Origin of the sequence: Paraburkholderia sp. HP33-1, from assembly GCF_021390595.1 — a bacterium.
In the GTDB taxonomy this organism is placed as follows: Bacteria; Pseudomonadota; Gammaproteobacteria; order Burkholderiales; family Burkholderiaceae; genus Paraburkholderia.
Map to the genome: position 1 here is coordinate 461,713 of NZ_JAJEJR010000003.1, position 26,185 is coordinate 487,897.

Below are 26,185 nucleotides of genomic sequence, written 5' to 3' on the forward strand. Positions count from 1 at the left end.
CCCGGAGGTCGCGAGTCCGACGTCGGCGCCTGACGGCTGCCGAGGCTGCGTTCAGCGTCGTGGACGTACGTTTCGCGACACACCGCATGGGCCGAGCCATCGTTCGTTAAAACCGGACCCGGTCGCCGCCCTTGAGAGCGAGCATTGCGCGCGCTTCGGCGGGAGTGGCGATCTCAAAGCCCAGCTCTTCAAGAATGCGGCGGATCTTGAGCACCTGCGACGCACTGTCGGGCGCGAGCTGGCCGCGGCCCAACGTGAGGCAATCTTCGAGCCCGACGCGCACGTTGCCGCCCATCAGCGCGGCGTAGGTCAACACGGGCATCTGATGGCGTCCGGCGCCGAGCACCGACCAGTGATAGTCGTCGCCGAACAGACGGTCGGCGGTTTGACGCATGTAGGCAACGTTGTCCAGATCGGGGCCGATACCGCCTAGGATGCCGAAGATGGACTGCACGAAAAACGGCGGCTTGATGAGCCCTGCGTCGACGAAGTGCGCGAGGTTGTAGAGATGGCCGATGTCATAGCACTCGAACTCGAAGCGCGTGCCGCAGCCTTCGCCGAGGTGGGCCAGAATGCGTCCGATATCTCGGAAGGTGTTGCGGAAGATGATGTCCTCGGTACCTTCGACGTAGGCCTTTTCCCAGTCATACTTCCACTCGTTGATTTTTGAAGCTACCGGGTGAATCGAGAAATTCATCGAGCCCATATTCAGCGATGCCATCTCGGGCTCGAAGCGCAGCGGTGGTGCGAGGCGCTCGTCGAGCGTCATCTTGGTCGAGCCGCCGGAGGTGATGTTGATCACCGCGTCGGTCTCCGCCTTGATGACCGGAAGGAACTCGCCGAACACCGAGGGGTCGGCGCTCGGCCGGCCGTCGCGCGGGTCGCGTGCATGCATGTGCAGAATCGCGGCACCGGCCCTCGCGGCGTCGATCGCGTGACGGGCAATGTCGGCCGGCGTCAGCGGGAGGTATGGGCTCATCGACGGTGTGTGGATCGCCCCCGTCACGGCGCAGGTGATGATCACCTTGTGCGGCTTTCTTGCCATCATGGTTCCTTTCAGCGGCCCTCAGCCGCGTTCATTGCCTTCAGGTGCGCAAGCACCCTCGCGCGAAGTACCTGCTGTTCTTCGATGGTCCACCGCATGAAGCCTTCGCCGGACTTGAAGCCCAGGCGCCCGGCCTCTACGAGTTTCTCGAGGTAGGGCGCCGGACCGGGCGTGGCGTCGATTGCCGGCAGTACGGTGCGGTGGATCGCCAGCGTGAGGTCGGTGCCGACAAGGTCGGCGTTTTCGAGCGGCCCCAGCACCGGCAACCTGCGGCCGAAGCTGGCCTTGACGACTGTGTCCACCGTCCGCGCGTCGCACACGCCTTCAGCGACCAGCGCGATAGCCTCGCGCCATAGCGCATGCTGCAGGCGATTGCCAATGAAACCCGGCACGTCCTTCTCGACCATCGCAGGCGTCTTGCCAACCGCGGCCAACAGGTCGGCCATGCGATGCGCCACAGCTGCCTCAGTCTGCGGTGTCTTGATCACCTCGACGAGCGGCACCAGGTACGGGGGATTCCACCAATGCGTGCCGAGTGCGCGCTGACCGGTGCGCAGGCCGCGCATGATCTCGGTGATCGGAATTACCGAAGTGTTGCTGGCTAGCGTGGCATGCGCGGGCGCGAGTTCCTCCAGTTGCCCGAAGAGCCTGCGCTTCCACTCGAGGTCTTCCGGACCGGCCTCGAACACGATGTCTGCGTTGGCCACGGCCTCGCCGAGGTCGTCGAAGCTATGCACGCGCGAGGTTGCCCAGATATCCTGGCCAAGGTCGGCCAGATTGCGGCCGATACGTTCGCGAAGACTTCTGAGCGCCTCATGGTTGACGTCGAACACGCGAACTTCGTGTCCGGCGAGCGCGAACACCTGCGCGATTCCATGGCCCATCAGACCCGCGCCGACTACGGCAATGCATTCGTGATTTGCCATCGTCGTCAACCCGCGGTGTAGCCGCCGTCGGCATACACAGTGTGGCCCGTGTGGAAGTCCGAGGCCTTCGAGCACAGGAACAGCAGGGGCCCGGCAAGGTCTTCCGGTTCACCCAGGCGGCCTAGCGGCACACGCGACAGGAACCCGGCTCGCACTGCGTTGGCCTTCTCGTTGTCTTCGAACATCCAGGCCGTGAGCGGGCTGCGAAACACGGTGGGGGCGATTGCGTTGACGGTGATGCCGTGCTTGCCCCATTCGCAGCCGAGTGCACGCGTCAGACCATCGGTGGCGGCTTTCGAGGCACAGTAGGCCGAGTAGCCAGCCGGGTGGCCCAACTTGCCTCGAGCCGACGACACCAGTACCACCTTGGCCAGCGTGCCTCGCGATATCACGCGCTGCCCGAAGGCGCGGCACAGGAGCCAGGCGCTGGTGACGTTGCCATCCATCACTTTTTCAAAGCGTTCTAGCGACTGCTCGACGATCGGTGCTGGATCGTTGAGGCCGGAACCGACGACAAGAATGTCGAGAGCACCGAAGCGCGCAATTGCCGCGTCCATGATGGCGTCGCAATCAGATTCCGTGCCGGGACGGCGCTGCACGGTCTCGACCTCGGCGCCGAGGTCGGCGCACTGTGCCGCCGTCTCTTGCAGTGCTTTCCCGTTGCCCGCTGTCAACACGAGCCGCGCGCCTGCGCCTGCCAGTACCGCAGCGGCCAGTGATCCGAATGAGCCGGAAGCGCCGGTGACAACGGCTACCTTGCCGCGAATGTCGAACAGCGAGCCGGGGTTGCGCAACCAGTCCGCGTGTGACGTCATGGCTTGTTCTCCAGGTAGGGCATCACGACCAGCATCGTCGCTATCTCGTTGCCGTGATTTTTCACGCTGCGCATTTCATTGCCGGGGATGCAACAGCTGTCCATCGGCGAAAGCACTACCGATTCGCCGCCAGCCTCGACCGTGAGCTCTCCGGCCAGCAGCACGTAGACCTTCTCCAGCGGAGAACTGTCGGGCCCGGCGCCGCCGCCAGGCAGGAAATGCGACAGGCCGACCCAGAACTTTTCCGGACCGCCGGACGCAAATCCCTGAAGCCGCAGGGAACGCATGTCAAAGTGGTTCGGGGCTTCGTAGGGAGGCGCTTCGTCGAAGCGGACGACTTTCATTTCGTACCCCCTCAGCCTTGGCCGTTCTCGAAACGATATGTGCCCTTGGGGTCGACGATCGCCACCAGACGAACGATGCAGCCGTCGCCCTTGGTCCAGCGCCACGGGAAGGCGGCAAAGGTCACGCGCTTGCCGGTGACCTTGTCCAGTTCGCCGCCGATGTTCTCGATGCCGCAGATGCCGTGCTTGAGGATCGCCTGATGGCACGGTTCCCATTCGGGGAAGTCTTCGATCACCTTGCGACCGGTGACGCGTTCGTACTCCCGGTTCACATCGGGCAGCAGTCCATTCGGCCAGCCCGGGCCGTGCGGGCCGATCGCCGTGCCCAACGGGTGGTCGAGCGCCTGCGTGTCCGTGCCGATCATCTTCACCTTCTTCTTCGCGAACCACTCGCCAGCGTCCTTGTAAAAGCCCGGCGAATACGCGTAGTACATGCGGTTGTCGCCGTAGTGGTGGTGCCAACCGGTGTTGACGATGACGATGTCACCCTCGCGGATCTGCGGCGTGGCCTTCTCCAAGTCCTCGGCCGTGATCACTTCCCACTTCTGCTTCGGGATCGAGACCACCACGCCTGTGCCGAAGAAGTGCGGCAGCGGCACCTCGTCCATGAAGGGCGTGCCTTCGACGACATGTGCCGGCGCATCGATGTGCGTGCCCGAGTGCATCACCGTCGTGATGCGTTGTGTGAGGACGCCTGACTTGGCCATCGAATGCAGGCGTTCGATTTTTACGTCCTCGAAGTACGGCCAGCACGGCTGACCCAAGCCCCACGGGTGACTGAGGTCATAGAACTCAAGCCCCATGTCGTTGTTGAGATTTTCCTGAAATTCGACGCCGCGAATCGTGATCGTCACCTTTAGCCTCGCATCCGTATTGGTGTCTCGAAAAGGGAAAGCAGGCCGCTCTCCCAGCTGGTGTTTCAGCCCGTCTTGTACTACATTGCGGATCAACTGTATTGCATTACGGGCGGAGTCGGGTATTATGGTGTACCCCTATACGATACAGTTGTACCGTAGACTATAGTGGCTACACCAACTCGCGCAGCAGCGGCCGTAGGTTTCAGCTGAAGAACGAGGCGGTCAAAGGCCACCGTGGAAGCGGCGCCTTTCGTGTGGAAGGGTGGTCGCTGGGATGGGCCGCAAGATGTGAAGGCCGCGGCCGATCGGTAGTGGTGTGACCAGAGCAGTCAAGCCTCTCGGCCAGAACCGTGGGGCCAACCGGAGAACAGTCGTGAGCGTATTGGCGCATCGCCTGATTGAGTTGTCGCTACTACCCCGTGGCGCGCTGGTCGAGCATCTGATGCTGATGGTGGCCAGAGTGCTGATTGCAGGAGATGCGTTGAGCGATGCAGATCGACATCCCGGCTTGTAAAGACCAGTGGCGCAACAAGGACTTTGAAGCGATCACGCGGTCAGTGCCCCGGAACAATTTTTATGATCTGCCAACGATTCTTGATTCGTCGTGGCAACAACGCTAAGGAAATAAAGTGCGAGTGATAGGCGATTTGTCGCGTCTAGCGGCACGGCGATACCCATCTAAAGTGGCCCTGACAATGGGCGACAGGCATCTTACATACGCGGAACTGGATGGCCTTTCGAATCAGCTCGCACGCGCGTTGATCCTCAAAGGCGTGCAGCCGGGTGACAGGGTCGGGCTTCTTGCGCAGAACCGTCTCGACTACGGCGTAATCACCCAGGCAGTGGCCAAATGCGGTGCGGTTCTCGTGCCCATCAATTTCCGCCTTGTTGCGGCTGAAATCAGGTTCGTGCTGGAGAACTGCGGAACCAAGGTGCTGTTCTTCGAAGATGAATATTCGGCGACTGTCTCCGATGCATTGACCGGCCTCGCGTCACAGCCCGAGCTGATACTCCTCGGCGATGAGAGCGATTCGTCTCGCTCGAGATCGCCAAACCATTACGATCTGCTGGGCAATCAATCCGCCGAGGCCCTGGAAATCGAGGTCGATCCCAACAGTGTGTCGACGATCATGTATACCAGCGGAACGACGGGAGTTCCCAAGGGTGTCATGTACTCGCATGCCGGGTATTTCCGGCTGTTCATCTCCAACATCGTCGAACTTGATATCAAGAGGGAAGACGTTCTGCATCTGGCGATGCCGCTGTTTCACAACGCGGGGCTGAACGGCGCGCTGAATTCAATGATGATGATCGGTGCCAGCGGCGTGGTTCACCGGGGATCCTTCGACCCCGAGACGATCCTGGGGCAGATCCAGCGGCATCGGATTACTGCTGCCCACACGGTGCCGACGATGCTCGCCATGCTTTGCAATTACGATGGGTTCGATCGGTTCGACGTATCAAGTTTGAAAAAGATTTACTACGGCGGAATGCCAATCGAGGTGAGCCTTCTGCGTCGCGCAGAAGCGAAATTCTCCGCCAGCTTCTATCAGGTCTACGGGGCTACTGAATGCGGGACGGTCACGGTGCTCCTGCCGGAAGACCATTCCCGCTACTCGCAGACAACGGGGCGTGAAGCCTTCAACGCTGAAAGCCGCATCGTCGATGAAAACATGCGGGACGTCGCTTTGGGTGAGGTAGGTGAAGTCATCGTCCGTGCAAGCGATAACGGCATGCTGGGGTACTGGAACAACCCAAAGGCAACCTCCGATCTGATCCGGGACGGTTGGATTTATACCGGAGACCTCGCACGGGTAGAAGAGGACTCGCTGCTGACGATCGTGGGCAGACGCAAGGAGCTGATCATCAGCGGTTCAGAATGCATTTATCCGCGCGAAGTGGAGTCGGTGCTTTCGCAGCATCCGGCCATCCATGAAGTGGCAGTGTTTGGCATTCCGGACGATGTCTACGGCGAGAAAGTTTGTGCGGCCATGTCTTTGCGCAACGGGGCGACAGTTACCGAAGTCGAGCTTGAACAGTTCTGCGTCGCGAACATGGCCCGTTACAAGCGACCTCGCGTCTTCGAGTTTCACAATGAGTTGCCGAAGAACTCTTCGGGAAAGATCGCGAAGATCCAGTTGCGAGCGGTGCACTGGGCATCGCGCGAGCGGAAGTTGTGAGCCGTTGCGCCCGGAACATTGAACAGGTGACTCGCGAGGAGAGAAGAATGTCTTTTAGTCTTGAGAATAAAGTGGCTCTGGTTACCGGGGCCGGTGGACCGCTGGGCCGTGGCATTGCCATCGCATTGGCAAAGGCCGGAGCTAACGTTCTGGTCAATGACATTGATGCGCAGCTGGCTGCGCAAACCGTTGAACTGGTGCGTCATGTGGGCGCAAAGGCAATGGCGAACTTCGCGGATATCACGGACTCACGGCAAGTCAATAGCATGATCTCGGAGGCCGCGGACCAGCTCGGAGGTGTGGACATTCTTGTCAACAATGCCGGTGGGATCGGTGATGGACTGATACAGAACCTCAGCGACGAGGCCTGGGAAGCCGCGCTGAAGTTGAACATGACCGGGACGTTCAACTGTACGCGTGCCGTAGTTTCCCGAATGATCGAACACGGGTACGGCCGCATCATCAACATCTCTTCGATGTCTTATCGAGGAAACATCGGACAGGTCAATTACTGTGCGGCCAAGGCTGGTGTGGTGGGGATGACTCAGGCATTGGGGCTGGAGCTGGCCACCAATGGAATTACGGTGAACTGTATTGCACCGGGCCTGATCAAGACGCCCAAGACGGAAAGCTTCGAGGCTGAGATGCGAGACCGGATCCTTAAGCGTATCCCGATGCGAAGCATGGGGGAGCCGGAGGATGTGGCGGCTGCTGTCGTATTTTTCGCATCTGACGAAGCTCGATACATCACGCGCCAGATATTGCATGTAAGTGGCGGCAGCGAGGGCATGTAACCATGGCGCAACCCTTCAGAACCGGATTGTTTGAACCTCGTGAAAAGGGCGTGGCATTGCTTACAAGTTGCTGCGCATCATGCGGACAGTCCTTCTTTCCCCGCCGGCAAAGCTGCCTGAAATGCGGCGGCGCCACACGCGATGCGGAAGCAGGACCGGATGGCCGTCTCTTTTCATTCTCAACCGTGCATATGCCGACGGTGCACTTCAAGCCTCCATACTCCGTCGGCCTGATCGAGTTCGCCGATGGCCTCAGAGTCTTTTCGCCCATCTCGGAGACCGGGGATCAGAAATTCGCTGTCGGCATGCCAATGCGCGCACGCCCGAGAGTCTTGTGGGCCGAAGAAAGCGGCGAAGTCGATGGCTTTGAATTCATACCGGCATAGCGCAGCGTTGGACGTTTGAGAACATTGAGACTGGAGACCTGAGTTCATGCGAGATGTCGCCATTATCGGAGTGGGACAAAGCCGCTTCGGCAAGTTTCCCCAGACAGATGCTATTGACCTGGGACGCGAGGCCGTGCGGGCAGCGTTGAAGGATGCCAATGTTGGCCCGCGGCAAATCCAGGAAGCTTTTACGGCCCGTCTGTACGTGGATCAGATCACGTCAGAAGTGCTTCTTTCAGATGTCGGCATCACCGGCATCGAAATGGTCAACGTCGAGAACGCCTGCGCGGGTGGGGCAACGGCAGTGCGCAGCTTGTGGAAAGACATTGCCTCTGGGCTGTGCGATATCGGGCTGGCAGTTGGCCTGGAGTCCGTGACTCGAAGCCCTTTTGCGGGAAAGCTCATTACGCCTCGCGAAGAAGATCTGGCCGGACAACTTGGCGGCGCTATTCCCGTCGACTTCGCTTTGATCGCACGTCGGCTTATGCACATGCGTGGCGCGACAGAAGAAGATTTCGCGCAAGTGTCTGTCAAGGCGCATCACGCCGGGGCCCTCAACCCGATGGCACAGTATCAGAAAGAGCTTACCGTCGAAGAGGTGCTCCAGTCGCGGATGATTGCCGACCCGATACGGTTGCTCGAATGCTGCCCGAACACAGACGGAGCCGCAGCAGTTGTGTTATGTGCCGCGGAGTTGGCACCGCGCTTCGTCAATCACGGCGTCAAGATACTTGCCTCGGTTCTGCGTTCCGGGAGCTATTCATTCGACCAGACGGATCTGATCTCCTTCGACGTGGGCAGGAAGGTGGCTGCTGCCGCATACGAGATGGCCGGCATCGGACCTGAGGATCTTGACGTCGTAGAGGTCCATGATGCCTTTGCTCCCGAAGAACTGGTCCACTACGAGGACTTGGGCCTTTGCGCCCCTGGCGATAGTGTGCGGCTCTTGCGTTCCGGGGATACGGCTTTGGGTGGCCGAATCCCGGTCAATCCGAGCGGTGGCCTGCTTTCGCTCGGACACCCCCCCAGTGCTTCCGGCGTGCGAAACATCTGCGAAATCGCGCTACAGCTACGCGGAGAAGCCGGCGCGCGTCAGGTGCCCGGCGCCAGGCTGGGCCTCGCGCAAATGATTGGCGGTTTTGCAGCTGGCCTGGAAGCCGGGGCGTGCTGTATTCACGTTCTGGGTCGGTAGTCGGCTGCCGCACGCATCGCGAATGATCACAAGTGGACACCTTGCAATTAGATAGGAAATGACGATGGGAAACAGTGAGCTTGAAGTCAGGATCGACCAGCTTGAGGCCAGAATCAGGCAGTCATCGGCTTTCATTGAAATCATGAATCTGCAGGCGAGGTTCAACTACTATCTCGAGGCAAATCAAACCGACAGGATAGTGGATGAGCTGTTTGCCCAGAAGGACCCGTTAGTACGTTGCGAGATCTCCGACAGCGGCGTCTATGAAGGCATTGATCAGATCCGGGCATTCTGGTCAGCGCGGCATGAAATCCAGGCTGAACGCGGCTACTTTGGAACCATCATGCTGCGAACACCGCACGTTCGCGTAAATCAGGACGGAAATACGGCCAAGGGAATGTGGCATGCGTTTGGCGCAAACAGCCTTTTCGCGACTCCGTATCCCTGCGACCAGGAAAAGCTCACTGCCATCTGGTTCATGGGGAAGTATTCCAATGAGTATGTCAAGGAAGACGGTCGCTGGAAGATCCGATCCCTGCGTTTGATTCACTACTTCTACTCGCCCTATGAAGAGGGCTGGATCAAGCAGTCAGACGCATACCGTATCGCGCCCCCGCCGTCCGTGTGCCGGCCGAACGAGCCCAGTGCGCTCAGCTACATGTATCACCCTCACGGCGACAATGACTTCCTGAGGCAGATTCCGGAGCCGGACTGATCTGGTACCTGAGCGCAATACACCTTGAAATATCGAATTGAAGGAGCTGTGCATGGAGACACAAAAGTTTGCCGCTATGGTAGCCGCACTGGAACGTAAGGCCGAGCTATTGGATGACATCATCGCGGTTATCAATTTGCAGGCGAAGTTCAACTATTGCCTGGAGCTGAACAACACTGACCGGATCGTGAACGAACTCTTCGCGCAGCGTGATCCGGAGGTACGGTGTGAAATTGCAGACACCGGGATTTACGTGGGTATCGAATCCATTCGACGGTTCTGGAACGCTCGGCACAACATTCAGTCGATCCGCGGATATCTCGGCACGGTGATGCTCGAGACGCCTCACGTTCAGATCAGTAAGGATGGGACCCATGCAAGAGGTATATGGCATGCCTTTGGCCCCAACAGCGTTCCCGTGAATCAGCACAAAGTCAAACAGGCATCGGGGGAACGAGCCAAGCTGACCGCGACCTGGTACATGGGCAAATACCAGAATGAATACGTCAAGGAAGACGGGGAGTGGAGGATCAAATCACTGCATGCATTGAAGTATATGCAATGTCCCTACGACCAGAGCTGGGTGGAAGCGCCGGACGTATATCGGTTCGCTCCGCCAGTCTCGGAGTGCAGTCCCGATAAGCCTGGGTCGGGGCATTTCCCCTACGATCCTGCTACTCAAAATTCGATATTGCCTAGCGCCCACGAGCCGCGAGGGTTGGTCTACTAGTTGCAAGAAAAGACGGGAGATTAATTGTGTCGACGAAGGACCTGGAACATCGCGTCGCTGAGCTTGCCGCCCAGATCGACGGAATGGTGGACTACTTCGAGTTAATGAATTTGCAGGGTGAGTACAACCACAACCTGGACACAGGCGGTGTGCGCAAGATTGCGAATGACATTATTGCGCAGAAGGACCCGAACGTAAAAACGGACCTGGCTGGCATCTACGAGGGTATCGAGTCAGTTCGACGTTTGTGGGACGGAATGGCGAGTGCCGTCATGTCGGCCAATGGCGTAATGGGAACCGTCGCAAACTCGACTCCCTACATCGAAGTTAGCAAGGACGGGAAGACCGCAAAGGGTTTGTGGCACGGATTCGGACCGAATAGCTTCCCCTGCACGCCGTATCCCGGAGATGAGGAAAAGCTGACCGCCTTCTGGATCATGGTGAAGTACGTGATCGAGTTCGCCAAGGAAGACGGGCAGTGGCGGATCCGTACGTACCACCTGGAATTGTATTTCCGCACTCCGTTCGAACAAGGTTGGATCAAGCAGCCGGATGCGCGCCGGTTCCTGGTACCGCCTTGGGCAAAACCGGATCGCCCGGAAGCCAGATTCAAACCCTACCACCCTCACGAATTTAACCAGTTTCAACCGGTACCCGACTAAACGAACGTGATGCGAGCACACCTTGAATCCGCGCCGGATTCAAGGTGAATCCAACTCAAAAAGAGCGCAACAGGATTTCTGATCATGGCAGAGCGTGGTGTCTACACGGCAGCAGAGCAGAAGATGCTGGCGGATTTCAAAGAGAGATCCGCGCAACTGACAGGCTGGATCGGAGAAACCCCTGCCGAAGGATTTCCGTATCCGGCACATCGGATCGCGACCAGGGAGCTCATCGAGCACATGGCGTCGGCAGCCGATTTCCGAAACCCGTTGTACCGCGATGAGGCGTACGCGAGGAATACGCGATGGGGCGGCATCGTTGCGCCGCCGTTCTACTACCACGCGATCCTTCATGGTGGAGGCATCTGCCCGCTATTCATACCGCCGGAGGAAGGCATCGTGCGCATGGAGCTTTCGCTCATGGCGCACAAGACCGACTTCTATAAGCACATACGTCTGGGCGACTACTTCAGGATCTGGTACGGACCTTCGCAGCTCGTTGACATTACCAGGCCGGGCAAGGATTCACTGCGCCAGTTCATGTCCACCCGAGTGATCAGCTATATCAATCAGAACGACGAGGTCGTCTGCTCGGACACGGATTACCACTACTACACGATCTTGCCTCCGGCGGAGAACCGCGGGCCGGAGAAGTTTTCCATCATGGAAAGCCTGCCTCCCATGCCCGGCATGACGATGGACCTCGAATACACCGAGGAATACCGATACACCAAAGAGGACATTGCGGTCATTGACCGGCTGTACAACGCCGAGATGCGGCGCGGCGGCAAGACGCTGTTCTGGGAAGACGTGAACGTCGGCGACGAGCTCCCTCCTGTCGTAATGGGCCCGCTGACCACCTGGGATTCGGTGGTGGCCCTACAGGGATTCGGCGCCGCCTGCGTCACCATGAACGACCTGCGCCAGATGAACGCAGATACGGTCATCATCGATCGCAAGACCCATGTTCCAGTGATGGACATCGAGTTCCACCTGACCGATCAGGGCGCCAAGCGGTTCCACTCCTATTCCACGACGCCGATCGGTCCGCCGATCCTGCATTTCTTCGCGCGGCTGATCACCAACTGGGCTGGCGACGATGGTTACCTGCGACGCCTGACCTGGCGCAACTTCGCCAACACTGCATTCGGCGACACGGTCTTCGGCCGGGCCAAGGTGACTCGCAAGTTTGTCGAGGACGGCGAACACATGGTCGAACTCGACGTCTGGATGGAATCGATCCGGGGCTACGTCAGCAACGTTGGCCCGTCGATCGTCAGCCTGCTTGCCAGGGAAGAGACCATCGCCTGCAACAAGTCGCCGGCGTTCAGGGCCGCTTCGCTGGTCGAATCAGACGCGCGTGCGGCGGGAATCCAGGCTGAAGCATGTTCTTCCGGCATTCAGATCGGCGACCGGATCAGGATCAAGGATCGTCCTGATTGGCCGATGCCCGGCGGTTACCGGCTGGCAAATCAGACTGCCACAGTCCACGACGTTGTCGACTATTCGCGGGGTTACGTGCTGGCCAGGCTCGATGAGAAGGCGACCGGCATAGACGTCCGGGTGCCGCTTGGCTTCCGATCCGATTCGATTGAAAAAATCTAAGGAAAACTATCATGGCAGAGCGTGGTGTTTATAGCGCGGCTGAAGCGAAGATGCTCGCAGATTTCAAGAGGAGGTCTGCCGAACTGACAGGATGGATCAAGGAAGGCCTGCAAAAAGAGTTCTCCTTCCCCGCGCACCGCGTGGCCAGCAGGGAGCTCATCGAACACATGGCAACTGCGGCGGACTTCAAGAATCCGCTCTATCGCGATGAGAGTTACGCTCGTAACACCCGGTGGGGGGGCATTATCGCCCCGCCTTTCTTCTATCACTGCATCCTGCACGGTGGCGGAATTGTCTTTCTGCAGCTACCACCCGAGCATGGCATCGTCGTCAACGAAAGCGTGCTCATGGAGCACAAGTCAGATTTCTACCAGCCGATCCGCGTGAACGACACATTCAGGATCTGGTACGGCCCGACCCTGATCGACGACATCACTCGGCCCGGCAAGGATTCGATGCGCCAGTTCAGGCTTACGCGGGTCATCAGCTACATCAACCAGCGTGACGAGGTCGTCTGCACCAACACCGACAAGCATATCTACACGATCTTGCCGCCTTCGTCCGATGTGGGAATTCAGAAGAGCTTCGTAATGGAAACTTCGGAAGACCACACTTCAAAGCGGGCGCTCAGCTGGACCGAGGAGTACGTCTATAGCAAGGAGGACATCCAGACCATCGACCGCCTGTATGACGCCGAAGTGCGGCGCGGAGCGGAAATCCGGTACTGGGAAGACGTGAACGTTGGCGACGAACTGCCACCGATCGTGATGGGTCCGTTGACAACGTGGGACTCTGTCGTTTCGATGCAGGGCTTCGGTGTGGCCGCCCACACCATGAACGACTTACGTAAGGTGAACGCGGATACGGTGATCGTCGATCCTTCGACAAATATTCCCTATCAAGACATCGAGTTGCATCTGTCCGATCGCGTCGCCAAACTCGTGAACTCTTACTCGACCACCTTGGTCGGTCCCCCGATCTTTCATTTCCTGTCGAAGGTGATCACCAACTGGGCGGGAGACGACGGCTTCCTGCGGAGGTTTAGCTGGCACAAGCTTGCCAATACGCCATTCGGCGACACGATCTTCGGGCGCGGCAAGGTCGTCAGGAAGTATGTGGAGAATGGCGAATATCTGGTCGACCTCGACACCAGCATGGAATCTGTTCGTGGCTTCATCACCAATGTGGGGCCGGCGACCGTCAGCCTCCTGTCACGCGAGCAGGTCTTTAACCGCAACGATCCGCCGCTCTTCAGGCCGGCTCCTGCATTCCCCGGCGCTGGGGCGGCGCGGGGAGAGTCGGTCACAGCGGCCGAGCGGTCGCAGGCCGGCTTCAAGAAGGGCGATCGCGTGAAGATCAAGGATCGCCCGGATTGGCCAATGCCTGGTGGCTACAAGCTCGCCAATCAAGCGGGTCGGGTTGTCGATACCGTCGATAGTCTGGACGGGTACCTTCTGGTTGTGCTGGACGAAGAAGTGACGGGAATCGACACCAAAGTGCCCCTCGGTCTCAAGGTGGATTCCATCGCGAAGGTTTGAGAGTTATGCCTGGGGCGGCATCGCTAGCGCATGCCTCGAACCTTTATGAAGCAACAATCCGTGGAGACGCGTAAATGTCTAGTCAATCACCCGCATTGCCTCCGTTTCCGGGGGAACTGAGGACGTTGCGGCTCGTGCTCACCGAGCCGGTCCCTCCCGCCCTTTTTGTCTGCTCCGCCAAAGTTTGCAGTGACGTAGCCCGGGAGTTGAAGAACAAGTTCGAAACTGGGGCGGAGCTGTCCGACGAACTGAAGGTCCAGTTCGACAAGCACTTGTCCTACTGTGTCGGGCTAGGCGAGCAGTTTTACGAAGCCGGCCCTTCGGCGGATTTTTCCGAGGTGCTCTATATCTACCGAGCACAAAGCCTGGACGAGGCCAGAAAACTGATGGAGGCCGACCCGTTCTATCAGGAAGGCGTCTTTCACGATCCCTGGTATTTCGAATGGCACATTCATTCGCCGATCTACAAGAGCGCCATGCCGCCCATGCCGGAGCAGGTGATCGAGTTCAAGGTCCATGAGACAACGCCGCGAACGTTAGTCGCCTGTTTCGGAGATTTCGACCTCGAACTCGCGATGAAGGACATGGACAAACAAGGGCAAATGTCCATCTTTCATGTGATGCATGTCTTCAACCGGCATGCGGAGGGTGGGCTCGGGACGATGGGAATCGATTGGGGCGTGGGCCCGGCGGGCCCCGACAAGTCGCTGCACATCCTCAATGTACCGAACGTCGACATGGCGAAGATGTACAACGAAATGGATGCCGCATGCCGCTGGGGGATCATGAGTAATTTCAGGTACTTCGAGTGGTGTATCCACTACCCCGTTCGCAAAGCGAGCCCCCGTCATAAAGGAGCGCTGCGCGAGGCGATCACCCGAGCCGGCATCGTCGTACCGGAGGTGTAGAGCAAGGCTTGAGGCAATAACCTGCGGTGGAGAAAGGCTAAGTACGGGGCGCTGTTGGTGTCCTGCTTACCTAAACATGAATGGCGGAGACACTAACATGAGCAAACGACAACAGGCACAGATCATCCTGGCGGTGCTATCGATTACCTTCGTAAGCAAGCTTCTGGAAACTGTGTCGCCCGGGCTTCATTCGATCGGAAGTGCATTGAATGTTCCCTATACCTCCTTAATGCTATTGCTGACGATACCGGTCCTGATTTCGATGCCGATAGCCCTACTGGTGGGTCCGATTACCGGCACCTTCGTCAGGTACAGGACGGTTATATCGGCCGGCCTGCTATTGATGGCCATAGGCGGCATGGCGCCGTTCTGGTTACGGGACTGGACGATGATTCTCGTCGCCAGAGGTATGTTCGGCATTGGGCAGGGAATCATCATGCCACTGGTATTGGCATTGATATTCGGCCTGGTGGCGCCCGAAAATCAGGCGACCATGATGGGCATGCAGAATGTTGTTTCCGGCATTGCGGGAATGGTTTTCTCATTGGCAGCCGGTGTGCTGGCGGGAATGAGCTGGACTTATCCATTCCTGCTCAATGCGGTTACGCTCGTGACGTTGGTCATTGTGTTGATCTTTTTGCCAGAGCCGGCAAGGGGAGCAGTGCCTTCGGGCGCTGCACTGGTGGTCAAGCCGAAGCTGCTGGAGGGTTTGCCGCCGGTATTCTGGGTCTACGGCATTCTGACGTTCGCCTATGCGGTGCTGATTTTCCCTTCCATGGGAAACATCTCAATCGTTTTTCACCAGTTAGGACTGAGCCCTGCGCTCGCAGGTACCGCCCTCATGCTGCTGACGGGAGGCGCAACGGTCGCAGGCCTGATCTTCGGCAAATTGTTCAAGAACTTCGGGTTGCGCACCATCACCGTAGGATTCGCCGCGGCCTGCGCGTCTCAATGGCTGTTCGCAACCGGCAGCACCTTCTACGAGTTTGCTATTGGTGAATTGCTGTTGGGATTCGGATCCTTGGGGCTCGCTTTCGCGGGGCTCTGTATGGCCGCCGGAAAGTCGGTCGGTCGTGAAAAATCTGCCTTGGCCATGTCGATCACATTGACAGGAATGAATGCTGGAACATTTGCTTCTCCGTTGATTTTTGCCGGGGTCATGAGCCTGATCGGATCCACTTCGATGCGAACACCGTACTGGATGAGCGTAATCGGCTTCGGGGTATTAGCGGTTGCCTCGCTATTCCTGAAGCAGGCAGTTCCGGGACAAAGTCTGAAGCATGGCGTGCATCCGCAGAACGGGTCCATTTAAGGTGCTTGAATTTATCGCCGACAGGCGAAGCGCAAACGGATTGACCAACTCTACTGAGGAATTTTCAACTATGGCAGTACGCGGCGTTTATACAGCGGCAGAAGAGCGGATGATGAAAGCGTGGGAGGAGGACTGGCGAAGCCTGGTAGGGTGGATGGGCGAGACCCGGTCGCGGGAAATTCCCTATCCGATCTTTCATCGTGTCGCCACCAAAGATCTCATCGAGCACTTTGCCTGTGCAGCAGACTACTGGAACCCGTTGTGGCGCGATGAGAAATACGCGATCAATACGCGTTGGGGTGGAGTCATCGCACCCCCGTTCTATTACGAATGCATCTCGCACTCCGGACCTCGGGCGTACTTTCTGAAAGTGGCGCCGGACGTGGGAGTCCTCACTCACCTATATGTCATGACCTACCGGGAGTTCTTCCAGCCGATTCGCTTGAACGACTCCTTCAAGGTATTCATTGGTGCCCCGAAACTCGAGGACGTGACGAGAGAGGACGGCGAGTCCGAACGCGTATTCAAGGTCTCCGACACACTGCTGTTCGAGAACCAGCGAGGCGAGTTGACGAGTACGTTCTACCGCAGCGGGTTTACGCACATTCTACCCCCGGGTTCGAAACACTTTCTTGATGAGAGGCTCAGGTTTACCGAGGAATTGGCCTACTCGAAGGAAGATCTGGCGGCAGTTTACGCGGTCGAAGATGCCGAGGAGATCCGCGGCGCGAGGATCCGGTATTGGGAAGACGTCTCGGCCGGCGATGAACTGAATCCGATTGTCAAGGGTCCACTGACCCCGTGGGATGCGGTGATCGACATCCAAGCGATGGGTGTGGCGAACCTTCCTGTCAGGGAATGCCGCAAGCAAACGCCGGGGCGAATGGTGGTCGACCCCGTGACCAACATCCCCCACAAAAGCGCCGAATCTCACATGGTGCGGCAAATCGCGGAGCTTCAGCCCTTCGACCTTGCCCATTACTCGACGTCGTTGCAGCCAATCAGCGTGGAAAACTTCCTAGGCCGCCTGGTAACGAACTGGATGGGCGACGACGGCTTCCTCAGAAAGATTCGCTGGCAGCGATTCTGCAATGTCTGCATGGGCGACACCATTTTTGGCCGGGGCGAGGTCGCGCGGACCTATGTCGAAAACGGCGAGTACCTGGTCGACATCTACGTTCGCATCGAGACGATCCGGGGCTACGTGTCCACAGTAGGCCTGGTGACGGTCAGCCTGCTTTCCCGGGACAAAATATTCACTCGGAACGAGCCTCCGGTTTTTGTGCCCGCCAGCATGGCGGACGGAAAGATGTACGGCACTGAGGCCGACTCCTATCCGCGCGCACCGGCGTCGAAGTTCAAGGCGGGTGACAGAATCCGCATCAAGGACCGGCCGGATTGGCCGATGCCTGGCGAGTACAAGCTGGCGGGCAAGACGGCCACGGTCTACGACTACTTCGTCGACCCTGAGGGCTATGTGGTGGCTCAACTCGACGATGAGGTAACCGGAATCGACACTCGCGTGCCGCTTGGCTTCAAGATGGATCTGGTCGAGAAAATCTGAGGAGAAATACTGTGGCAGTGAAAGGTGTCTATTCAAAAGCCGAAGAGAGAATGATCGCGGAGTTCGAAAAGAAATCCGCTGAGTTGACGGGTTGGGTGGGAGAAATGCCTTCGGCAGAGTTCGCCTTCCCAGGACATCGTGTGGCATCAAAGGAATTGATCCACCACATGGCGACCGCGGCGGATTTCAAGAACCCGCTCTATCGCGACGAGCAATATGCGAGAAATACCCGCTGGGGCGGTATCATCGCTCCGCCGTTTTACTATCACGCCATTTTGCACGGTGGGCGAATCTGCTTCCTGACAATGCCCCCGGAAGACGGAATTGTCCGCAGTGAGCGCGTGCTGATGATCCAGCAAGGCGATTTCTATCAGCCCATCCGCCCTGGTGACTCGTTCAAGATCTGGCTCGGCCCCACGAAGATCATTGACGTCACGAAGTCGGGCGAGAATTCATTGCGCCAGTTCAAACTCGTCCGTGTGGTCAGCTACATTAATCAGCGCGATGAGGTCGTTTGCTCGAATACAGACACTCACTTCTATACGCTGTATCCGCCGAAAAAGGAGGCGGGCGCCTACATGCACTTCGTGATGGAGAAGAATGAGGGCGAGAAGGGCGACGACAAGCCGATGTCCTACACGAAGGAGCTAAGCTATACGAAAGAGGAGATCGAGACGATCGATCGCCTTTACGCACATGAGCAGCGTCGAGGCGGCGAAATCCGCTATTGGGAGGATGTGCAGGTCGGTGAGGAGCTTCCTTCCATCGTCATGGGTCCGCTCACAGCATGGGACACGGTTGTCGCGATGCAGGGCTTCGGTGCGGGCTCCGTCACGATGAACGATTTGCGCACCATTGGCGCTGATACTGTCCTTGTGGATCCTCGCACCAACATTCCGCACCAGGATATCGAGCTCCATCTGCTGGACAACATGGCGCAACTCGTCAGTTCCTATTCCACCACCTTGCTGGGGCCGCCGATCCTCCATTTCTTCTCGCGCCTGGTCACCAACTGGGCCGGTGACGACGGCTTCGTGAGAAGGCTGACCTGGACCAAGCTGGCCAACACTCCGATGGGAGACACGATTTTTGGCCGTGGTCGCGTCACGCGGAAGTATGTTGAGAACGGCGAATACCTCGTCGATGTCGATGTGTGGATGGAATCCAATCGCGGCTTCATCAGCAATGTCGGGCCTGCAACGGTCAGCCTTTTTTCCAGGGAAAAGATCTTCTCGAAGAACGAGCCGCCGAAGTTCAAGGCGGCGGCGTTGACTGGCCCGTATGAGTACGATTCCGGTTCTCACGGTCAAAACGTTGAGGCCCAGTTGCTGGCGGGCGACAGGATCAGGATCATGGATCGCCCGGGTTGGCCGATGCCCGGGGGCTACAAGCTCGCGAACCGTACAGGCACCATCTATCAGGTCGTCGATTCACCGGAGGGCTACGTGCTCGTCCAGCTGGATGAAGACGTAACTGGAATCGACACGCGAGTGCCTCTCGGTTTCCGGACCGAAGCACTGGAGAAGATCTGAGACGCGGATCTCGATGCGAGAGAGCTACCCTGGATGTACGGGTAGCTCTCGTGAAGGCCAGCTAAATCGGTAATTCGAGCCGTTGACGCGGTGACTGCAGCCGAGCGGTCACCGCGTCATGTATTTGGGCCAAGGTGCTGCATTTGTGATGAAGGATACAGGGGCAGAAAAATGAGCAGGGTTACGATTCATCGTGTCGAGGTCACCTTTGGTGACTGCGATCCGGCGGGAATAGTGTTCTTTCCCAATTTCTCGCGCTGGATGGACCAGGCCTCGCTTGCGTTTTTTCGCGCGTGCGGCGTACCACCCTGGCGTGAGCTCGAGGCGGAGCGAGGCATCGTCGGGACACCGCTGCTGGAGATTCAAACGCGGTTCCTGCTGCCCGCCACGTATGGAGAGGAGCTGGAGATTCACACCGAACTTGACGAGTGGAACGAGCGCACGTTCCGGCAATGTCACGTGGTCAAGCGGGGCAGCGACATCATTTGTGAAGGAATGGAACTTCGTGCCTTCTGCGTGAGGCGTGCCGATATCCCGGGTCGATTGCGCACGATTCCGATCCCGGCGGACATTCTGGCTCTGTGCTCCTGAGCTTTGGAGCCTGTGATGACAATACCGTCCAGCGCGCTAGAGCTTCCTGCACCGCAGCGACAACGCGTGTTCATCGGCCTCATACTGGCCATGATCCTCGCTGCGCTCGACCAGAGTATCGTTGCGACCGCACTGCCAGTGATTGCTGCGGATCTTGACGGACTGAGCCATCTGACTTGGGTCGTTACGGCGTTCATGCTGACGTCGACCGTGAGTGCGCCCCTGTACGGAAAGTTCTCCGATATGTACGGACGAAAGCCGTTGTTCGTGCTGAGCATTGGGATCTTTCTGCTGGCATCCGCGCTGTGCGGCATGGCTGGCTCGATGGGTGCCCTGATCGTCTGTCGCGCTCTGCAGGGGCTCGGAGCGGGGGGACTGATTACCTTGTCGCAGACGGTGATCGGTAGCATCGTTTCACCGCGCGACAGAGGACGCTACCAGGGCCTGTTCACGGGAACGTTTGCAGTCTGCAGTGCAGTGGGCCCGGTGCTCGGTGGCTTGATCACGGAGCATGCGTCGTGGCGCTGGAATTTCTATATCAATCTGCCGGTCGGCGCGTGTTCGCTTTGGCTCGTGATGCGGTACTTACCGAACGCGTCTAAGAGGAGTTCTCATTCAATTGACTACGCGGGTACGGCGTTGATCTGCTTTGGCTCGACCGTACTGCTGTTGCTGACCAACGCGAAAGCCGTGGGTCTGTCGTCTCATTTGCTGATTCCTGTCCTGATGGCCGTCGTGACGATCGCAAGCTTTGCTCTGCTCTATGTCGTCGAGCTTCGGGCTGCCGAACCTGTCATCGATCTGCGTCTGTTCCGGATCGTTCCCTACGCGACGTGCGTTGCCGCGTCGGGCATCATGGCATTCGCGATGATGGGCTCGCTTGTGTTCATGCCGCTTTACTACCAACTCGTGCTTGGGCAAACCCCGGCGCAGTCGGGCACGATGATATTGCCGCAGGTCATCGCCATGCTCCTTACGTCGGTGTTGGGCGGCCGATTTTCGGTAGGTGCACGACGTACCGTGATAATCCTGTGTGTGGCACTGTCACTGGAAACGATGGGGCTCGCGCTGCTCGCGGCGCTGGCGCATATGGGCGCAGGAGCGACAGGATTTCTGGTCGCGGTCGCCGTGTTGGGAGCGGGAATGGGCATCGGCATGCCTAACGCAACAGTGATCGTGCAAAACGCCGTGCCGGAGCAGGTGCTTGGCGCGGCAACCGCATCGATGGCGTTCGTTCGATCGCTTGGCGCCGCCCTGGGTGTTGCGGTGTCCGGAGCAATCATGAATTTTTCGCTCAACCGCCAATTGAGCGAATTGACAACCGCAGTAAGTGGCGACGATATTCTCGGCCACGGTCTGGCGGCGATCTCGCAACTCCCGGCAACAGTGCGTGCAGAGGTAGTGGAGGCTTATCGCGTGGCTATCGCTGCGAGCCTGGTTTCGGGCGGTATCATCATGTTCACTGGACTCCTGCTCGTGCTGAGTCTGGCGAGGCGTCGTGCTGAGCTTGCTGTTTTGACCACCGACGGCGGTGAGTCGTCCGAACAGGGATGAGGCATTTGCACCAGCAGTCGTGGCTGTGCGCCATGCCGGGCTGACCGCGGTAGAGGTTCCTGACGAGACTCGGGAATGCTCGAGAGTGCGACTAGTTGCGGCCGCGCCGCTCGCCAGCAAGCCCTAGCTTGCTTTCTTCCCCTACATGAACGACTAGAGCGCTGACGCCTGGCGAAGCGAGGGTTCGTGCGTCAGCACGTCCGTGCCCTGCAATTCTCACGATCTCGTTGGTGGTCAGGGCAACGTCACATGCACGGTGCCCCACCCGAGGTCGGTCATTAGTCTACGGTCAGGAATCTAACGCTTGACGGAACAGGCATGTTGGCGACGACTGCAGCGTCACTCAGCGTACCGCTATCAGGGTCCACGGTGTAGCGATAGACCGCATTAGCATCCATACCCGCCACATAAAGAAACTTGCCGCCAGGAGCGAATGCAACGCCTCTTGGATGATTTGCCTCGACGGGAGTCACGGCCTTGAGTGTCAGCTTGCCTGTCTGCTGATCTATCTTGAAGATCGCGATAGTATCAGGCGGACAGCCGGCATGCGGCATGAGCTTTCGTAGCGACCTGTTGGAAACGTATAAGTGATTGCCGTCTGGCGAGATCGCCATGTCGGAAGTCCAGCTCTTTGCGGCATCCTCGTTGTTGACGACCGCAGACGCCCAGTCCAACTCCTCGATTGCGCCATTCCCGCTGTCGAATGAGAACGAATAGACGGTTGAGTTGTTCTGGTTATTCACAAAAAACCACGGTCTGGACGGGTGAAAAAGCAGAGTCCTCGGGCCGCTTCTGGCGCGCGTTTCAAAAAATGGGCACTCCGACGGAACCAGCTTCCCGTTTTTGTGATCGATTTTGAAAACGTGAATTTTGTCGTTCGTGTCGCAGGCGAGTACAAACCGGTTCGAAGGGTCCACCTTGACGCAGTGATAGTGTGAGAACCCTGCCCGGGGTGATTCGGGATTGATACTTCCAGCACCCGCAAGTTCGATAGCCGACGTCAGCGTTCCGTCCTGCCGAATGCTGAACATCGCAAGGGAGCCCTCTTCTTCCTCGGTGATCATCGCAAAGCTACCATCTCGAGTCCGGATGACCTTGACGAACTTATCATGCGGATTTCCCAAGTTTGCAAGAAACGCGAAGCGACCGGTTGTGTCTGTGTCAACGTAGGTTGGCGAGGTTCCCATACTCGACTGCTCGTTCAGGAGCTCGAGCTCACCATTCTCGCGATTGATGGAAAAAGCAAGTATGCCGCCGCCTGCGTGCAAGACGCCATTCCTGTTTCTATCTTCATCATTGGCATAGAGAAATCTGCCGTCGTGGCTGAAGCATATTTCACTTGTCATCGAAGACGTGAAGAAGGTGCTTGCTGGCGTCCAATCGCCTGTTTCGAGGTCGACGTGAAATCCGAAAATCCCTGTTTTTTCTACCGCATCGGTTTGCTGAGTCGCCCGAAATCCTGGAATCGAACCGCGTAGGAGCGCTGGCCATGTTCCGACATAGGCAAAGACCTTTTTCTTTTCCATGATGTTCCCTTGTTGAATCATGCTGGATCAACGCGCTCGCACAGCGAGAACAGACGTGGCCGTCGCGACGAGTGCCTCCGACCCCTCGACCCACAGTCGGGCATTCGTGAAGGCCATGGTTTTGCTGCGACGATCCACACGCCCCTCGGCCCGGTAGTGGCCGGCTTCGGCAGGCCGTAGAAACGATACGTTAAGGCTTACCGTCCCGCAGGTGCCATCGGTCGGCATGCCTGTCAATGTTGCGAACGCCATCGCAAAGTCGAGCATTGCGGTGACCGCGCCCCCTTGCAATACGCCGGCGCCCTGCAGCAGGTGGTGCGACGGCTCAAACTCCAGCGCCACGAAATCGGCTCGCGCTTCCACGATCTTCGCGCCTAGCGTTACGGCCATTGGGTTGCCGTGCAGAGAAGCGCCTGATGCCTCCTCGCGCATTGCCGCATGTATTGCGGCGACATCGGTGTTCAGTGCTGCTTTCGTGTCCATGGTCTTTCGATCTGTGATGGCTGCCGGAAGCGGGAGCTATGTGCGTCATTCCGGGCGTCGTGTGTCGGTGGACCATTTACCGTTGCCCGTCACAGCGCCCAACGTCGCAGGGATTCCGGCCGGCGGCTGAATCGGTTCGGGGCTGGACACAAGGCGGACCCGCAAGAGATATCCGATGATGGCGTCAATGAATCGTAATGTCAACCGAGTTAACGAAATGGAATTGCTCAGGAAATAAAGCCTCGGTTTTGGTCTGCCGCTGGATAGGTGAACGTCAATCGTGGTTGGATTACAATCGCGCGATGACTCCTACTCACAAATCGCTGCTTCGGCACTGGCTCCTGGCACGTTCCGACTGGATGGAGGCGCGCGTCATGGAGCGCGCCGAACGCAATGGTTACGGCCACGTCACCATCGCGCTGAACCGTCTCTTCGCACATCTTGGTGGGCGTCCTCTTGGTTTGTCCGATCTTGCCCGACGTATGTCGATCAGTCGACAGGCGGTACATAAACTAGCCTTGGAAGCGGAGAGACTCGGTCTGGTCGAGTTTGTGGACAGCGAAGTCGATGGCCGAGTGAAACTCCTGCGGTTTTCGCAGAAGGGGTGGGCCATGTCGGAGCAGGCTGCTCAGGATTTCGAGCGCATCGAGCTTGAGCTGGCCTTGCAGATCGGCGCGGACAACCTCGAGGCCTTGAAGCGCATTCTGTCGATGCCCTGGTCCGAGGCAGAGCAGCGCGCGGGCTAACGCCGATGACTATCAGGGTTATTCAGGACCGGCTTATGGTCAACCTAGGTTGACAAAATAATCTGAAGGGTCCAGTATCCGCTCATCTTGTCAACCAAGGTTGTCAATCGCGTCGGCGATCCGCAGCCCAATCCGCTATGAGCGTATCTGAACACCTCGACGGGGGCATTCTTGTCCTCACACTGTCCCACCCACCGGTTAATGCAATTGCGACTCCGCTGCGCGCAGCGCTTTGGCGTGGACTGCAACGTGCAGAGACCGATGACGCCATTCGCGGCGTCGTCATTCACGGTGCGGGAGGCCTCTTTAGCGCCGGCGCCGATCTGCAGGAGTTCACCGAAGGGCGGGCATTCGATACGCCGTCGTTTCATGGTGATGTGCTGCCCTACATCGCAGCGATGCGCAAGCCGGTAGTCGCGGCGCTCGAGGGCCGCGCAATCGGCGGAGGCTTTGAGTTGGCATTGTGGTGTCACGCCCGTGTGGCTGCAGCCGACTGCCTTCTGGGCCTACCCGAAACGACTCTGGGACTGATGCCGGGAGCTGGCGGCACGCAACTGCTGCCTCGTGCCATCGGTCTTGAGCGAGCAACGTCCCTGATCGTCTCCGGGCGCCTGGAGCGTGCAGCAACTTTCGATGGCACCGCTTTGCTCGATGGTTTGGTGCCAGCCAGCGAACTCATCTCGGCGGCACATAGCCTAGCCAGCAGCCTGGCCTCGGGCGCCGTGACCCGGCTCCACTTAAGCGAACGGGTGGTCTCGCATCCGCAGCCTGATGCTTTTCTCCAGTTCGCCCGCTCGCAAGCCCGGGTGAGGCGCGACTTCGTGCCGTCGATGCTGCTGGCAATCGATGCGATCGAGATGAGCCTGGCTTGCTCTGCCATCGAAGGCATGGCGCGCGAATTCGAGATGTTTCGTCCACTGGTAGGCAGCCCCGCCGCGCGCGCAATCCGTCATGCGTTCTTCGCCGAGCGGCGCGCGCCGCGCATCGAAGATCTGCCGGCGGGTACCTCGCCCCGTGCCGTACTATCCGCTGCCGTCGTCGGCGCCGGATTCATGGGTACCGGCATTGCGCACTGTCTGGCGCGCGCAGGCATTCCCGTCAAGCTGTTCGATGAAAAGCCCGACGCCGCGGCGCGCGCGGCCGCCGCGTTGTCGGCGCAGGCTGAGACCGGTGGCAACGTCGAAGCTGTCGAGCGCCTGGAGGACCTTGCCAGCGCCGATCTGGTGATCGAAGCCATCGTCGAACAACTGGACGCCAAATCCGAGCTCTTCGCCCGCCTTGATCGGACGGTGAAGGCCGGCGCCATTCTTGCGACCAACACGTCCACATTGGATGTGGATGCGATCGCTGCGGCAACCGAACGGCCCGCCGATGTGCTGGGCCTGCACTTCTTTGGCCCGGCACCCGTGATGCGCCTGCTCGAGATCGTACGTGGCGCACGTACTTCGCCTCAGGTGCTTGCTACCGCACTGGAGCTGGCCCGGCGGATGCGTAAGGTCGCTATCGTGTCGCGTGTGTCCCCGGGCTTCATCGGCAACCGCATCTTCGACGTGCTGGTGACACAGGCCCTTGCGCTAGCAGCCGAGGGCGTGCGGCCAGCCGACGTCGATGCCGCTCTCGAGGCAGAGGGGTGGCGGATGGGCCCTTTCCGCACGATGGACCTGATTGGTCACGATGTGCTCACGAGGGCCCGCGCCCACCGCCCCCCCACGGCGGGCGAGGCGATCCAGGATCGCCTCGTGATCGAAGGACGTCTGGGCCAGAAGACCGGCAAAGGTTGGTATCGCTACTCGGCGGACGGGCGCCGCGCGATGCCCGATCCTGCCATCGATACGTTGTTGCCGTCAGAGATCGCGAAGAAGCCGTCTGCTTCAGCCATCGCGCAGCGCTGCCTTTTTGCGATGGTCAATGAGGGTGCGCGGGTGCTGAAGGAGGGGGTGGCGCAGAGGGCCTCGGACATCGACGTGGCCTTTCTCCTTGGCTATGGGTTTTCGCGCCTGCTCGGCGGTCCCATGTTTGCCGCCACCGAACTGGGGCTGGGCCGCGCGTGCCAGCAACTCGAAGCGCTAGCCAGCGAGACTGGCGACGACCGCTTCCTGCCTGCGCCCCTGCTTCAACAGTGCGCGCAGGATGACGGACGTTGGCATGCCTAATCAGTCTTTTGCGTGCCGTAGAACTCA

25 protein-coding genes are annotated in these 26,185 nt (G+C 58.8%); 18 read left to right on the forward strand and 7 right to left on the reverse strand.

All coding sequences use genetic code 11. The features are described from left to right. Positions 1-106: 106 nt before the first annotated feature. Genes L0U81_RS29135 through L0U81_RS29155 form a run of 5 tightly spaced genes read right to left on the reverse strand, consistent with a single transcriptional unit; the run spans position 107 to position 4,080 of the window. A complete protein-coding gene (locus L0U81_RS29135) occupies positions 107-1,045 on the reverse strand; it encodes a 3-keto-5-aminohexanoate cleavage protein (protein WP_442793483.1) in 939 nt (312 codons plus the stop codon). Positions 1,046-1,056: 11 nt separating this feature from the next. Then, positions 1,057-1,971, reverse strand: a complete 915-nt coding sequence (locus L0U81_RS29140) for a 3-hydroxyacyl-CoA dehydrogenase family protein (protein WP_267957333.1) — start codon at positions 1,969-1,971, stop codon at positions 1,057-1,059. 5 nt (positions 1,972-1,976) lie between these two features. Beyond that, positions 1,977-2,786 carry an SDR family NAD(P)-dependent oxidoreductase gene (locus tag L0U81_RS29145; RefSeq protein ID WP_233808817.1) on the reverse strand — a complete coding sequence of 270 codons (810 nt, stop codon included), beginning with the start codon at positions 2,784-2,786 and terminating at the stop codon, positions 1,977-1,979. Continuing rightward, a complete protein-coding gene (locus L0U81_RS29150; protein WP_233808819.1) occupies positions 2,783-3,130 on the reverse strand; it encodes a cupin domain-containing protein in 348 nt (115 codons plus the stop codon). The genes L0U81_RS29145 and L0U81_RS29150 overlap by 4 nt, the downstream gene beginning before the upstream one ends. Positions 3,131-3,141: 11 nt before the next feature. Then, on the reverse strand, positions 3,142-4,080 hold the full coding sequence (locus L0U81_RS29155; protein ID WP_233808821.1) for a cyclase family protein: 939 nt from the start codon (positions 4,078-4,080) through the stop codon (positions 3,142-3,144). A 280-nt stretch (positions 4,081-4,360) separates the two neighbouring features. Here L0U81_RS29155 and L0U81_RS29160 point away from each other — a divergent pair, with 280 nt between their 5' ends. From L0U81_RS29160 to L0U81_RS29235, 16 genes are all read left to right on the forward strand, one after another. After that, positions 4,361-4,501, forward strand: coding sequence for a hypothetical protein (locus tag L0U81_RS29160; RefSeq protein ID WP_233808823.1), 141 nt, complete (start codon positions 4,361-4,363; stop codon positions 4,499-4,501). A gap of 121 nt (positions 4,502-4,622) precedes the next feature. Beyond that, positions 4,623-6,167 carry a class I adenylate-forming enzyme family protein gene (locus L0U81_RS29165; protein WP_326489889.1) on the forward strand — a complete coding sequence of 515 codons (1,545 nt, stop codon included), beginning with the start codon at positions 4,623-4,625 and terminating at the stop codon, positions 6,165-6,167. A 47-nt stretch (positions 6,168-6,214) separates the two neighbouring features. After that, a complete protein-coding gene (fabG, locus tag L0U81_RS29170) occupies positions 6,215-6,961 on the forward strand; it encodes a 3-oxoacyl-ACP reductase FabG (protein ID WP_233808829.1) in 747 nt (248 codons plus the stop codon). A 2-nt stretch (positions 6,962-6,963) separates the two neighbouring features. After that, positions 6,964-7,347: a Zn-ribbon domain-containing OB-fold protein gene (locus tag L0U81_RS29175; protein WP_233808838.1), complete on the forward strand. Its 384-nt coding sequence runs from the start codon at positions 6,964-6,966 to the stop codon at positions 7,345-7,347. Between the two features lie 46 nt (positions 7,348-7,393). Beyond that, on the forward strand, positions 7,394-8,539 hold the full coding sequence (locus L0U81_RS29180; RefSeq protein ID WP_233808840.1) for a thiolase family protein: 1,146 nt from the start codon (positions 7,394-7,396) through the stop codon (positions 8,537-8,539). 64 nt (positions 8,540-8,603) lie between these two features. Next, positions 8,604-9,254, forward strand: a complete 651-nt coding sequence (locus L0U81_RS29185) for a nuclear transport factor 2 family protein (protein ID WP_233808849.1) — start codon at positions 8,604-8,606, stop codon at positions 9,252-9,254. A gap of 52 nt (positions 9,255-9,306) precedes the next feature. Further along, positions 9,307-9,984 carry a nuclear transport factor 2 family protein gene (locus L0U81_RS29190; protein ID WP_233808851.1) on the forward strand — a complete coding sequence of 226 codons (678 nt, stop codon included), beginning with the start codon at positions 9,307-9,309 and terminating at the stop codon, positions 9,982-9,984. A 26-nt stretch (positions 9,985-10,010) separates the two neighbouring features. Beyond that, positions 10,011-10,646: a nuclear transport factor 2 family protein gene (locus L0U81_RS29195; RefSeq protein ID WP_233808853.1), complete on the forward strand. Its 636-nt coding sequence runs from the start codon at positions 10,011-10,013 to the stop codon at positions 10,644-10,646. 84 nt (positions 10,647-10,730) lie between these two features. Further along, a complete protein-coding gene (locus tag L0U81_RS29200; RefSeq protein WP_233808861.1) occupies positions 10,731-12,251 on the forward strand; it encodes an FAS1-like dehydratase domain-containing protein in 1,521 nt (506 codons plus the stop codon). Positions 12,252-12,262: 11 nt separating this feature from the next. Next, complete coding sequence (locus L0U81_RS29205) at positions 12,263-13,789, forward strand: FAS1-like dehydratase domain-containing protein (protein WP_233808863.1); 1,527 nt, start codon at positions 12,263-12,265, stop codon at positions 13,787-13,789. A 74-nt stretch (positions 13,790-13,863) separates the two neighbouring features. Next, positions 13,864-14,697 (forward strand): YciI family protein, encoded by an 834-nt coding sequence (locus tag L0U81_RS29210; RefSeq protein ID WP_233808865.1) that lies wholly within the window; start codon positions 13,864-13,866, stop codon positions 14,695-14,697. Between the two features lie 97 nt (positions 14,698-14,794). After that, positions 14,795-16,009, forward strand: a complete 1,215-nt coding sequence (locus L0U81_RS29215; protein WP_233808867.1) for an MFS transporter — start codon at positions 14,795-14,797, stop codon at positions 16,007-16,009. A gap of 70 nt (positions 16,010-16,079) precedes the next feature. Continuing rightward, entirely contained in the window at positions 16,080-17,573 is a 1,494-nt protein-coding gene (locus tag L0U81_RS29220; protein ID WP_233808869.1) for an FAS1-like dehydratase domain-containing protein, read from the forward strand. An 11-nt stretch (positions 17,574-17,584) separates the two neighbouring features. Then, positions 17,585-19,105, forward strand: a complete 1,521-nt coding sequence (locus tag L0U81_RS29225) for an FAS1-like dehydratase domain-containing protein (RefSeq protein WP_233808871.1) — start codon at positions 17,585-17,587, stop codon at positions 19,103-19,105. A 171-nt stretch (positions 19,106-19,276) separates the two neighbouring features. Next, on the forward strand, positions 19,277-19,696 hold the full coding sequence (locus L0U81_RS29230) for an acyl-CoA thioesterase (RefSeq protein WP_233808873.1): 420 nt from the start codon (positions 19,277-19,279) through the stop codon (positions 19,694-19,696). A 15-nt stretch (positions 19,697-19,711) separates the two neighbouring features. Further along, complete coding sequence (locus L0U81_RS29235; RefSeq protein ID WP_233808875.1) at positions 19,712-21,250, forward strand: MDR family MFS transporter; 1,539 nt, start codon at positions 19,712-19,714, stop codon at positions 21,248-21,250. Positions 21,251-21,528: 278 nt separating this feature from the next. Here L0U81_RS29235 and L0U81_RS29240 read toward each other — a convergent pair whose 3' ends face one another. Both L0U81_RS29240 and L0U81_RS29245 read right to left on the reverse strand, forming a co-directional pair. Next, complete coding sequence (locus L0U81_RS29240; RefSeq protein ID WP_233808877.1) at positions 21,529-22,776, reverse strand: lactonase family protein; 1,248 nt, start codon at positions 22,774-22,776, stop codon at positions 21,529-21,531. A 27-nt stretch (positions 22,777-22,803) separates the two neighbouring features. Further along, entirely contained in the window at positions 22,804-23,259 is a 456-nt protein-coding gene (locus L0U81_RS29245) for a PaaI family thioesterase (RefSeq protein WP_233808879.1), read from the reverse strand. A 197-nt stretch (positions 23,260-23,456) separates the two neighbouring features. Between L0U81_RS29245 and L0U81_RS29250 the strand changes: the two genes are divergently transcribed. Both L0U81_RS29250 and L0U81_RS29255 read left to right on the forward strand, forming a co-directional pair. Further along, the gene (locus L0U81_RS29250; protein WP_233808881.1) at positions 23,457-24,005 is read left to right on the forward strand and encodes a MarR family winged helix-turn-helix transcriptional regulator; all 549 of its coding nucleotides are present in this window, start codon (positions 23,457-23,459) and stop codon (positions 24,003-24,005) included. Between the two features lie 137 nt (positions 24,006-24,142). Beyond that, positions 24,143-26,158: a 3-hydroxyacyl-CoA dehydrogenase NAD-binding domain-containing protein gene (locus L0U81_RS29255; RefSeq protein WP_233808883.1), complete on the forward strand. Its 2,016-nt coding sequence runs from the start codon at positions 24,143-24,145 to the stop codon at positions 26,156-26,158. Positions 26,159-26,185 lie beyond the last annotated feature (27 nt).